This window comes from Shewanella sp. SG41-4, from assembly GCF_014164505.1.
Lineage (GTDB): Bacteria > Pseudomonadota > Gammaproteobacteria > Enterobacterales > Shewanellaceae > Shewanella.
Genome location: NZ_JACJFI010000117.1, coordinates 1 through 12,082, shown reverse-complemented (window position 1 = coordinate 12,082; position 12,082 = coordinate 1). Strand labels below are relative to the sequence as shown.

General features: G+C 42.1%; 13 protein-coding genes. 3 read left to right on the top strand and 10 right to left on the bottom strand.

Features of this window, described 5'->3' with window-relative positions; genetic code table 11:
* Positions 1-721: 721 nt before the first annotated feature.
* Together H5202_RS12040 and H5202_RS12035 are read right to left on the bottom strand one after the other, a co-directional pair.
* Positions 722-1,831 (bottom strand): IS91 family transposase, encoded by a 1,110-nt coding sequence (locus tag H5202_RS12040; RefSeq protein WP_182772284.1) that lies wholly within the window; start codon positions 1,829-1,831, stop codon positions 722-724.
* Between the two features lie 4 nt (positions 1,832-1,835).
* Positions 1,836-2,672, bottom strand: a complete 837-nt coding sequence (locus tag H5202_RS12035; RefSeq protein WP_182772283.1) for a tyrosine-type recombinase/integrase — start codon at positions 2,670-2,672, stop codon at positions 1,836-1,838.
* Between the two features lie 332 nt (positions 2,673-3,004).
* Here H5202_RS12035 and H5202_RS24260 point away from each other — a divergent pair, with 332 nt between their 5' ends.
* Positions 3,005-3,583 (top strand): phage integrase N-terminal SAM-like domain-containing protein, encoded by a 579-nt coding sequence (locus H5202_RS24260; RefSeq protein ID WP_182772282.1) that lies wholly within the window; start codon positions 3,005-3,007, stop codon positions 3,581-3,583.
* Positions 3,490-4,026: a tyrosine-type recombinase/integrase gene (locus tag H5202_RS24255; protein ID WP_182772285.1), complete on the top strand. Its 537-nt coding sequence runs from the start codon at positions 3,490-3,492 to the stop codon at positions 4,024-4,026. The genes H5202_RS24260 and H5202_RS24255 overlap by 94 nt, the downstream gene beginning before the upstream one ends.
* Positions 4,027-4,150: 124 nt before the next feature.
* Here the strand turns inward: H5202_RS24255 and H5202_RS12020 are convergent, their stop codons facing one another.
* From H5202_RS12020 to mpl, 5 genes are all read right to left on the bottom strand, one after another.
* Positions 4,151-4,921: an ABC transporter permease gene (locus H5202_RS12020; protein WP_059746140.1), complete on the bottom strand. Its 771-nt coding sequence runs from the start codon at positions 4,919-4,921 to the stop codon at positions 4,151-4,153.
* Entirely contained in the window at positions 4,921-5,856 is a 936-nt protein-coding gene (locus H5202_RS12015) for an ABC transporter ATP-binding protein (protein ID WP_182772281.1), read from the bottom strand. The genes H5202_RS12020 and H5202_RS12015 overlap by 1 nt, the downstream gene beginning before the upstream one ends.
* A gap of 68 nt (positions 5,857-5,924) precedes the next feature.
* The gene (hpt, locus tag H5202_RS12010) at positions 5,925-6,455 is read right to left on the bottom strand and encodes a hypoxanthine phosphoribosyltransferase (protein ID WP_011638672.1); all 531 of its coding nucleotides are present in this window, start codon (positions 6,453-6,455) and stop codon (positions 5,925-5,927) included.
* A 7-nt stretch (positions 6,456-6,462) separates the two neighbouring features.
* Positions 6,463-7,122 carry a flavin prenyltransferase UbiX gene (locus H5202_RS12005; protein WP_182772280.1) on the bottom strand — a complete coding sequence of 220 codons (660 nt, stop codon included), beginning with the start codon at positions 7,120-7,122 and terminating at the stop codon, positions 6,463-6,465.
* Positions 7,123-7,148: 26 nt separating this feature from the next.
* Positions 7,149-8,564 carry a UDP-N-acetylmuramate:L-alanyl-gamma-D-glutamyl-meso-diaminopimelate ligase gene (gene mpl / locus H5202_RS12000; RefSeq protein ID WP_182772279.1) on the bottom strand — a complete coding sequence of 472 codons (1,416 nt, stop codon included), beginning with the start codon at positions 8,562-8,564 and terminating at the stop codon, positions 7,149-7,151.
* Positions 8,565-8,745: 181 nt separating this feature from the next.
* Between mpl and H5202_RS11995 the strand changes: the two genes are divergently transcribed.
* The gene (locus H5202_RS11995; protein ID WP_182772278.1) at positions 8,746-9,411 is read left to right on the top strand and encodes a HutD/Ves family protein; all 666 of its coding nucleotides are present in this window, start codon (positions 8,746-8,748) and stop codon (positions 9,409-9,411) included.
* A gap of 15 nt (positions 9,412-9,426) precedes the next feature.
* On the opposite strand, the gene H5202_RS11990 is transcribed toward H5202_RS11995, so the two are convergent.
* From H5202_RS11990 to H5202_RS11980, 3 genes are all read right to left on the bottom strand, one after another.
* Entirely contained in the window at positions 9,427-9,729 is a 303-nt protein-coding gene (locus H5202_RS11990; RefSeq protein WP_182772277.1) for an AzlD domain-containing protein, read from the bottom strand.
* Entirely contained in the window at positions 9,726-10,499 is a 774-nt protein-coding gene (locus tag H5202_RS11985) for an AzlC family ABC transporter permease (RefSeq protein WP_182772276.1), read from the bottom strand. Before H5202_RS11985 ends, H5202_RS11990 begins: the two co-directional genes overlap by 4 nt.
* A 646-nt stretch (positions 10,500-11,145) precedes the next feature.
* Positions 11,146-12,082: LysR family transcriptional regulator (locus H5202_RS11980; RefSeq protein ID WP_220493863.1), on the bottom strand; the 937-nt coding region annotated here is incomplete at its 5' end.

Here is a 12,082-nt window from a genome sequence, read left to right as displayed (position 1 = left end):
ATATGTGTTTGCTGTAAACGATGATTTGACAGCTAAATGACAGACGAAGTAGATGAATTTGTTGATTGATTTTAATTTGACTGCAAAAGCAGTCAAATAAGTTAGGCTCGCCTATTGACTGGCGGGAGGCTCATATGTGTTAGCAGAAGCGTTAATTAAGAACGCTTAAACCAACAAACACATAAATAGTTAATTGATGGAAGTGAGAAACAATAAACACCGCACCACTTCGCCATTAAACTTTAATTGATAAACAATAACATAGAATGTTTACCAAGCAATTTAAAAAACAAACCTTGCCACAAAAAAGGAAGAAAAAGAGAAAAGCACCAATCCTTTGATGTGAGAAATAAAATTAACCAAGCACTTTTAAATTAGAACAAGTGGTGCCTGCTAACGTTTTAGTATTTATGCGTTGCGCTGTTTGCAAAGCATAAATCGCTTGTTGGACTTGGCCGATGCCACATCCATATTAATCGGTATAGTTTATGCTATAGGAATTTGCTTTTTAACGGTAGTGGTATCTTGTACAACCTTTCGGCTAATCGTCTGTTCTGATTACACCTTTTAAGGTGGACTTTGTTGGCTTTCATCTTTTTTTCATTGCTCGATTATTGCCTTATTTACTGATTTCTCGATACCAAATCGTGTGCCATCGTCCCACCCAATCCAAGATTAGCTAAGTCTGCTTTATTTGCTGACATTCCCCCACTTAATCTGACTAACCTGACAGCTTCAACTGCGCTTCACGCGCTAACATCGTTAGCAGTGGCACCAGTCCCATAAACATTAGCCGCCCATTGGCGCACTGTGGACAACACCAGTGGCCTAATGTGTCGGTGATTGCTGCTGGGATGTCATTCGCTTTACTCCCCAGTTGCTCTCTAATTTTGGCGAGCCTTTTACGCCGACAGCTGTTGGCTAAAAAACCAAAATGCCTTACCCGCATCACCCCTTTAGGCAGTACATGCAATAAGTACCGCCTAATGAGTTCTTCAGGAGCCAGTTGCATGATTTTACGTTGGTTATCGATATAGTCGGTGTAGCTGATATCAACACGCTCTTTGGTGACCGCCTTAAGCCGTGATTCATGCAGCATGCCTTTTCGGGTGTAACGTCCAAGATAAGCCACTACGGTTTCAGCTTTATGCAAACACGCTTTACTGTATACGCACCACGTCTTATTGATGAGGTTATTAGCGTCGGGAATAGTGAGTTCACGCTGGCGCAGAGCAGCCAGCATCTTAGCTTTGAACACGGTTGAGACCGCCTTAACAGGAAATAAATAGTCTGATTTAACTCCACGCCACAGACCTTGCTCAGTGACCACTCCGCCTGGGATTAAACAGTGTAAGTGGATATGCTGCGTTAAGGTTTGCCCCCATGTATGCAGTACCGCAGTGCACCCTAACTGACCTTGTAAGTGTTTACGGGTCATGCCAAATCGGCTTAAGGTTTGCCAAACGGCTTCGAACAAGGCGCTGTACACACGCTTTGCCTGCTCATCAGTATGGGTGAGCGCGTTGAGCTCATGGGGCAAGGTAAACACCAAATGAAAATAGCGACAACGCAGCACTTGCTGTTGCTGCTTCTCTATCCATGCTTGGGTTTGCTTACCTTGGCAGCGTGGACAATGCCTATCTCGGCATGAGCAGAACACGCTTTGCTGATAGTGGCATTGATTACATTGCCACTGCTGTTGACCGAGTGCTGCAGTACGGCAAGCTAAGATACGCTGACACACCAAACGCTGTTGCTGACTCAGGTGATGATGTTGTTGATAGTGACCGTAATGGGTTTGCAGTATGTCACTCAAGTGATAATGCGCCATATCATCACCCCAAGTCAGCGAGTAAATCGCCCCCTTTATGCCCAAGCTCTGGCGACCAGTGCAGATATCGCTCGGTGGTTTTAATACTTTTGTGACCCAGCTGATGCTGGAGTTGATTAAGTAGCATACCTGCGGCCAATTGATGTGTCGCATAGGCATGGCGCAAGCTGTGCGGGCTGCAAGGTTTGGTAACCCCTGCGGCTAACGCCGCTTTTTTGAGGGTTTTACGCACGGTTGACACATCTAACGGGTAGGTGTTGCCATGGTAATGCACATCAAAAAGCCACGTTTGAGGATGATACTTAAGCCAGTAATGGCGCAATAAATTAAGCAGTGAGGGTGAGATGATAACTAAACGGTCTTTAGCACCTTTGCCCTGACACACTTTGAGTAACTGCCGCTGACCATCAATATCACTGACTTTAAGATTTACCAGTTCACTGACCCGTAATCCACAGCCATAGCACAGCGCTATCATGGTGTGATATTTCTGATTGGGACAGTGCTGCAATAACTGGCCAATATCTTGTTTACTGAGCATTTGTGGCAGCTTTTGACTGGGACGAGGTAAACACACATCAATCCTAAATTGCCGCTTTAAAATGTGTTCAAAGTAAAAGTGAATACCATTCAGCTGAAGCTGAATGGACGCTCTTGATAGTTGCCTTTCAAGGTTTAAATAGCGGAAATAATCACTTAACTGCGTATCGCTGATGGTATCAACCGACTGATGATAATGCTCTGCCAGTTTAGTAATGGCATATAGATACGCTTTGCGGGTTCGCTCAGAGTAACGCCTAAGCGTAATTTCATCATGGAATAATTGAGTGTGTACTAACATGACTTACCTCCTTGATAGTGGGAAATCCACTGAGGTAAGTGTGGTGCAAATGACAGGCTTTTGGGCTCCGCGCAGCGGCTTAGTTCAACAGCTTATTGAACGGCTCGACCGATAAAGCCGCCCGTTTAAGTTATTGATTTATATCATCCTACATTTTGTATCTCATTGAAGTAAAGCAATTTAATGACCCTTAACTTCCGATATAAAACTTCGATTGCGCGTTAAAAGTGTCGAAATTAAATGCTAAAAATATTAATCGCCTAATATCAATAGATTAGGTTTTATCTGTTTATTCATATCTAGCACTTTAGTTTGATTTTTGTACACATTTTATGGTAATTCATTCAAAACCCATTATAACTGTATGGATGAACAGTATAAGTAACATAAAGGGGGAAGTGATGGCGGGATCGGGATATATAGAAGCAATTAGACAACAAATTAGAGTAAGGCATTACAGCTACCAAACTGAAAAGTCATACCTTTATTGGAACCGTTATTTTATAAGATATTTTAAGTTTACTGCTGCAAAGTATATTTTACCTAAGCACATTGAACAGTTTTTATGTTTTCTAGCAAACGAGCGGCGAGTGTCTAGCAGTACGCAACAGCAGGCGCTTTGCGCGCTGGTTTTTGCGTTTAAACATGTATTAGCCATCAATACAGACAATTTGCAGTTTCCTTATGCTAAAGCACCAACACGTATTCCTCAGGTATTAAATGATGCAGAAGCCAAGCAAGTCATTGATCATTTACAAGGGAAATATCAGCTAATAGGCAGTTTATTATATGGTGCGGGGTTGAGGTTAAGTGAAGCATTAGGCTTAAGGATATCGATTTTGAAAATCGCACACTTTTTATATTTAGAGGTAAAGGTAAAAAAGATAGGGTTTGTATTTTACCTAAAATAGCCATTGATCCCATACAGCAGCAAATGTGCCACGTGCGAGAGACTCATGCTCACGATTTATCTCAGGGATTAGGGATGGCTTCTTTACCTCCTAGCTTACTCAAAAAGTTTGGAACAAGCGCCAAACAATTACATTGGCAATTTCTTTTTCCTTCGATTCACTGTGTGTCACACCCAATTAATGGGTATCTGTGTCGACACCACATTGATCCAACAACATTTAGAAAGGCATTAAAAAAAGCAGTTCAGAAAGCGACTATCACGAAACGCATTACCGCCCATACTTTTAGGCATTCTTTTGCGACAAACTTACTTAGGCGTGGGCACGACATTAGAACGGTACAGGAGCTATTAGGCCATACCGATGTAAAAACGACCCAAATTTATACTCATGTAGCTGGTTTACACCAAACCGGTGTACAAAGCCCAATGGATTATAGTTAACAACAAAAAGTGACTCAGACTGCATTCAAATCAACACCGACGATCCCTTTTAGATAACACCGACAAAAAAGGACTCTTTTGAGCCCTTTATGTGTAATGCTATTGCGCTATCAGCAAGGTCGTCTTAACTGCGCAAACCAATTCCACGCGATATTAAATAGTAAGCCAGTGTCCACAAGCTAACACAAAAACCAACCATAATGGCGATGGATAACGGTACACTTAAGTCAGCAAAACCTAAAAAACCATAGCGGAATACGTTGATCATATACACCACAGGGTTTAAGCCCGATACACCTTGCCAAAAAGGTGGCAATAACGATAACGAGTAAAATACCCCACCTAAGTAGGTTAATGGCGTGAGAATGAATGTCGGGATAATACTGATGTCGTCAAAGCTTTTGGCAAATACCGCATTAATTAGCCCACCGAGTGAGAATAACACTGAGGTTAAAAACATGGTTAGCACGACCAAGCCAACATGATGTAACGAGATATCAACAAACATCATCGCCACTGTGGTAACAATTAAACCAACACTTAGACCACGGGCGACGCCGCCACCAACGTAACCGGCTATCATCACGTAATGTGGCACTGGGGCCACCATGATTTCTTCAATGTTGCGTTGAAACTTGGCGCTGTAAAACGATGAGGCTACATTAGAATATGAGCTGGTTATCACCGACATCATGATTAAACCTGGCGCGATAAACTCCATGTAGGTAACGCCGCCCATTTCTCCGATACGGCTGCCGACTAAATTACCAAAAATTAAAAAATATAATGTCATGGTGATGGCTGGCGGCACTAGCGTTTGGATCCAAATACGGGTGAAGCGATTAATTTCTTTGGTTAAAATACTTTTAAAAGCCACAAAATATAGACTGTTCATTATGTTGACTCCTTGGCTTTTTCAACCAGCTCTACAAATAATTCTTCTAGGCGGTTAGCTTTGTTGCGCATCGACAACACTTCGATATTGGCGGCGGTCAACTGGGTAAATAATTCATTAATGTTGTTCGATTTTGCCACATCCACCTCTAACGTATGTGCGTCAGTTAAGCGGCAATTCATATTGGTGAGCATTGGTGCTACGTCCAAATCGTGTCGTAAATCGAAAATAAAGGTTTCAACATCTAGCTTGCTCAATAATGCCTTCATGGTGGTGCATTCCACCAGCAAACCGGTATCGATAATACCAATGGTGCGACACAGCATTTCAGCTTCTTCAAGGTAGTGAGTGGTTAAAATAATGGTCACGCCTTGTTTGTTGATTTGCTTTAAAAACTCCCACATTGAACGGCGCAGTTCAATGTCGACCCCAGCTGTTGGCTCATCTAAAATCAATAATTTAGGTTCGTGCATTAACGCGCGGGCAATCATTAAACGGCGTTTCATACCGCCAGACAGTTCGCGGGCTTGGGCGTGACGCTTTTGCCATAAATCGAGTTGGGTTAAGTACTTTTCGGCACGTTGTAATGCAACCGCTTTTGGTACCCCATAGTAACCTGCTTGGTTAACCACTATTTGTTGCACGGTTTCAAACTGATTAAAATTAAATTCTTGCGGCACTAACCCAATACATAACTTGGCATGTTCGAGTTGCTTATCAATATCAAAACCAAATACAGACACTGTACCTGCGGTTTTCTGTACCAATGAGCTGATAATGCCGATGGTGGTAGATTTACCCGCACCATTAGGGCCAAGCAGGGCAAAAAAGTCACCTTGCTTTACCGTCAAACTGATCGACTTAACGGCTTCTACGCCACCTTTATAGGTTTTTTTAAGGTTTTCGATCACCAATGCATTGGCGTTATCGGCCATATTGAAATCCTCAACTTACAATGAAAAAAAACTCCCACATCGGTGGGAGTTTATAAAATGATGTTTGCTTAATCTAGTGGCACAACTTTAGCGATGTAAGGCAAGTTGCGATACTGCTCTGCGTAGTCGATACCGTAACCCACAATAAACTCGTCTGGGATGGTAATACCAATAAAGTCGACATAAACGTCTACTTCACGACGTTCAGGTTTATCTAATAACGTACAAAGCGCTAGGCTTTTTGGCTCGCGCAGTAATAACATCTCGCGCACTTTGTTTAAGGTGTTACCTGAGTCGATTAAGTCTTCAACGATTAATACGTCACGACCGGCGATGTCAGACTGTACATCTTTAAGCACTTTCACATCACGCGAGCTGTTCATGGTGTTACCGTAGCTCGATACAGACATAAAATCGATTTCAACATGGCCTTTAATACGGCGACATAAATCGGCCATAAACACTACTGAACCTTTTAAAAGGCCAACCATTAATAAGCGTTCACTGTCGGCGTAATGGGCATTAATACGTTCAGCTAACTGGTCTAGGGTTTTATTGATTTCTTGTTCAGAAATCATCATTTCAATGGTGTGCTTCATAAATCTCTCAATTGTCGATGTCGTGTGACTGGGTATGTCCATATCCCCAGCGACTCGTTAAGTCGTGTTCTATGCCCAAATGATCAAGTATTCGGGAAACCATGAAGTTTACCAGATCTTGTACCGATTTGGGATTATGATAAAAGCCGGGTGCCGCTGGCATGATGGTCGCACCATTACGCGTTAGGCTTAACATATGCTCTAAGTGTATGGCACTAAAAGGAGTTTCTCGCGGAACAAGGATTAACTGCCCACGCTCTTTTAATACTACGTCTGCTGCTCTTTCGAGCAAATTATTACTCATTCCAGTCGCGACAGCAGCTAATGTGCCGGTTGAACACGGGCAAATGACCATTTGTTTTGGTGCCGCGCTGCCAGATGCTGGCGGCGAAAACCATTCATCTTTGCCTAATACCACTAATTCACCTTTTAATGGTTCATCGGGATTATGCAGTTGTTCGAGTAATTGCGTTTGCGCTTTGCCAGGATTAGCGCTTAATTGCAAACCGTGCTCAGTGGCTAACACTACCCGTGCGGCACTGGATATCATTAAAAATACTTGATAATCGGCCGCTAACAAACATTCAAGCAATTTAATACCATATGGCGCGCCCGAGGCACCCGTCCAGGCTAGACTAATTGCTTTGGCTTTTTTGGCGTAGGCCATGTTGTCCCCTTTATTCACTGAAGCCGTTAAGCTAAAGCCTTAATCATTTTTTGGTGAATACCATTAAAGCCACCATTACTCATAATAACCACGGTATCACCTTGCTTTGCGGTAGCGGCAACTGCGCTAATAATATCTTCAATGTTGTTAAACACAGTCACAGGGATTGGCGCATTAGCCATACTGGCTTTGATGTCCCAGTCAATATTGTCTGCTTGGTATAAGTAGCCCACATCGGCTAATACCATTGAGTTAGCTAGCGTATCTTTATGCACTCCGCTTTTCATGGTGTTTGAGCGGGGCTCTAACACCACAATAATGTTGCCATTAGCATTGTCGCTGGAAGCGACTTTAGCCCGTAAGCCTTGTAAAGTAGTGGCAATAGCGGTGGGATGATGAGCAAAGTCGTCATAAACAGACACACCATTCACAGTCGCTAATAGCTCTAAACGGCGCTTTGGTGGGCTAAATTGTGCCAATGCCTCAATAGCATGACCTGGTGCCACACCCACATGACGAGCAGCTGCTATTGCCATTATGGCATTTTCAATATTATGCTGACCTATTAATGCCCAGTTTACTATTCCTTGCGACTCGCCCTTAAACAGCACTTCAAATTCATGACCATCGTCGGCAATAGTACGCGACTGCCAAGCACTTGGTTCACCTTGTTGAGCTGAATCGCTGGCTAAACTTGTGGCTTTAGAATAAATTTCTTGCTCGCTCCAACAGCCCATATCAATCACTTGTTGTACTGCTTCAACATCGCTAGGCCAAATCACTTTACCCTCGCCCGGCACTGTACGAATAACATGATTAAACTGGCGTTGGATCGCCGCTAAGTCGGCAAAAATATCGGCATGATCAAATTCAAGATTATTGATCACTAGGGTGCGAGGATGGTAATGAACAAACTTAGACCGTTTATCAAAAAAGGCACTGTCGTATTCGTCGGCTTCGACAACAAAAAACACTGAGTTACCTAAACGAGCTGACACACCGAAATTTTGCGGCACGCCGCCAATTAAAAAACCCGGCTCGTAGCCGCAGTACTCTAAAACCCACGCGAGCATGCTGGAAGTAGAGGTTTTACCGTGAGTACCCGACACCGCTAATACCCAACGGTCTTGCAAAATATGTTCAGACAAAAACTGCGGCCCAGATGTATATTTTATGCCGCGATTTAGTACCGCTTCTACACACGGGTTACCACGACTCATGGCGTTACCAATAACCACTAAGTCTGGTTGATTGTCGCCTTCTTTGCCTAATTGGGCTGGATCAAAACCTTGGATTAACTCGATACCTTGTTGCTCAAGCTGGGTGCTCATTGGCGGGTAAACGTTGGCATCACTGCCGGTCACTTTGTGGCCCATTGCGCGGGCAAGTAGGGCTAAACCGCCCATAAACGTGCCACAAATTCCTAAAATATGTACGTGCATCAATCCACTCGCTACTGAATTATTTGATAGGTATTCTAATCTATTGCAATGGGGGTTGTCAGGTAACAATCAATGAGACTCACAATTTATCATTTTAGCCAACGTCAGCATCTCCCGCTTTGCGCTGATGCTGTATTGACGTAAACTTGGTTGATAATCAAAAATCATATAAAACAAACCTATGCACCATATTATATCGCCCACAGCCTTTACTCTTGTGCCATGGAAAAACGGTTTAGGTTCCACGACACAATTAGCCATCAATGAAGGCGGAAGCATTCAGCATTTCGACTGGCGAGTAAGTATGTCTAAAGTCATTGCTAATGGGCCATTTTCATCTTTTCCCGGCTATCAACGTCATTTAGTATTACTGTCTGGTAGCGGCATTCGATTACATTATATGAGTGAGACGGTGGATAAACCCATTGCCCTTTGTGATGACTTAATTACGCCCTTGGCCTGCGTCTCATTTGACGGAGGATTAGCCACTAGGGGGGAATTAATTGACAGTGAGATTGTTGATTTAAATATTATTACTCGCCAAGCGGTATTAAACAGTCATGTTGAAATACTAAGCCAACAAGGGCAACTCACCTCCAGAGTATGTGAATGGGTCATGGCCTACGCTGTAGAAGGCGATCTCAACATTAGCGGTTTGGATGTTGATCTCAATGACAATGTAAGCAACAAACTTATCAATGCAATCGACAATAAAACGCTTAACAGTATTGTGGTCGTGCCTGAAAAGCATTTATTCCAAATTTATCGCCCGATATCTGAGTTGCGGTTTACTGCTCAAAAAATGATATTAATCATGTTCACCAAAGCAAATAAATCACCTTTATGAGCATAAACTCAAGCATTAGAAGATGATAAAAAACAAGCCCATACTGAGTACAGTGGTCAGCAATGTATTACGGGTTACTATCGCTAAAATGGTCGCCACCACAGCACAAATCAAATAACTGTTACTCAAGCTAATGTCTAAGTTGCCCTCGGGCGTAAACACTATTGGCGCTAATATGGCGGTGAGTACTGCTGGGGCTGAATAGCTTAAAAAAACCAAGGTGTTTTTGCTCAACCGAATGGGGATTTTCGGCTCTAACAAAATATGCCGGCTCGAAAATACCACCAGAGCCATCGATATAATAATCAGCCAGATCATATTGACTCTTCCTTCTTATTCGAATCAAAACCACTAGTTTCACCGGTAAGTTTGGCGTATGCCATACCAGCGGCCATGCCCGATATTGCTGCGATAAGAAGCCCAGCTTGAATAGCAAATACCGAACACACTACCGCTAGCGTAAGTGACACCAACACGCAGATTAAAATGGATGGTTTTCTCACTGTAGGCACGACTATCGCGATAAACGTAGCGGCGATGGCAAAATCGAGCCCGAGCTTGTCTAAATTATCTATCGATTCTCCAGCAATAATCCCTAATAGCGTGGCAATATTCCAACCGACATAAAAAGTTAACCCACCTCCCAAAGCATACCAACGATCAAACTGATGTTGCGCCAGTTTATCGCCACTATGAGTTTGATTAGCGATGGCAAAAAGTTCGTCGGTGAGTAAAAAACCTAATCCTAAACGCCATTTAAGTGGCAACGGGCTAATATGGGTGCGCATGGCCATGGCATACAGCAAATGCCGAGAGGTGATCAATAAGGTGGTGATTAAAATACTGCCGATACCAATACCCGCTTTTATCATGCCGAGCGCAACTAACTGGGCACTGCCAGCAAAGATAATGGCCGACATCGCTTGGCTTTCTAATGGCGTAAGGCCAACTTCTAAAGCAAACGAGCCCGCTAAAATCCCCCAAGGGATCACGGCTATCGTTAACGGCATAACGGCAAGTGCACCAGCTAAAAATGATTTGGTTTTGGTGTTAGTGGTAGTGATACTGATAGATTCGGTTGTGCTCACATCATCTCCTTGTGCTGCACTGATCACGCTAACGCGATACAAGACTAGAAGATTAGCTTAACGTGAATAAATAAATAAAGCCCCTGAAAACTGATCATTATGGAGAATTTTTCGACAGGGTTGTTGGCCGCGAACTTTTGCTTTTGACTCAATCTGGGGATAAGCATCGATACTGATGCAGAGACTAACACTGATAGACGTTGCCCCTAATAGCCTCCTGCAACGCTATAGAATAAACGAGGTGCTAACTGAGTGTAGCTGATATTGTAAAAAATCTATCAGTAAAATATACAGCAAACGATTTGTACATTAACGCCACGCCAATAAATAACAGATGCTCCACTTGATAAAGTTAACAATGTAAAATACATAATCTGCATTTTAATTTAACGTTACTAATGCCAACATCCTTCCTTCAAACTGCAAAAATACATTTTATATCGTTAAGGGTAAGTAACATCTAAATTTAAATAAGTTAAAGCTAAAAAAACTAAATATCAATAAATCACATATTAACAAACCAAATATCAACAAAAATAATTAAAATAAACAAAAACTAACAAACCCAATACCATCTTCACCATGAAAAAATCACTATAAATTTTTCATTGAAAAATAATAATAACCTTCATTCAACGGGTTTATATTAAATAAGTTCGTGGGTTAATTCTCGAATTTGTTGTTTTAACCATACAGCATCTTCATTGTCAGCACTCGGATGAGTAATCAAGACCAATTTTAATGGCTCTACAACCTCAAAAAGACGATTACATTCGTATTCCGATAACTGACAAGCATGTAAACCGGAGTCTTCATCTAACATGTCATACACCGCTTTATAGGGGGTTACAGCTAATGATTTACAATCTGAGAGGTAATCAAATAAAGAAGACACGCTGGTAATGGTCATTTCAGTATTAAGAGACAAATCCTTAGATTGGCAATATTCCTGAAATGGGTTAAGTATTGGTGCTTGAATGCCAATAAGCGTATTGATATATGGGTATGTCGAAATGGTTTCTAGAGTAATGTCTTGCTTTAAAATGGGGTGATTTCTGCAGCTTAACAAGTATTGTCGGTTCATTGTTGCAAGCACTTCAACCTGTAATTTCTGGTCAAAACAGAGAATTTCTTCAGGGCCTTTACAACAACACATTACAATACTGTGTGGATCGCTAGTCACACTTTCCAGAGAATGGCTATTCCAACTGCTCACATTAATATGGATGTTTTTATTGTTTTGTTTAATGGATTTCATCAATGCTCGCGGATAAGCGTAGGCAATCATGCCAGGAATGACTAATTCAAAGTAACGATTATGCGATTTTTCGGCACTATTAAGTCGATTAAAATGCTTAGCACAGTCTACTATTTCTTTAGCAATGGGATAAATTTTACCCGCAAAATCGTTGGGTACTAATCCATATTTCCGCCTAATAAACAGCTCGTCACCAAATATGAGTCTTGCAGTGTGCAAACAACGACTTATCTTTGAAGCAGGTACGTCTAATATTCTAGAAACATGTGTCGCTGATTTATTTTCATAAAGACTCACTAATATAGTTAGTGTTAATAAATCTAAC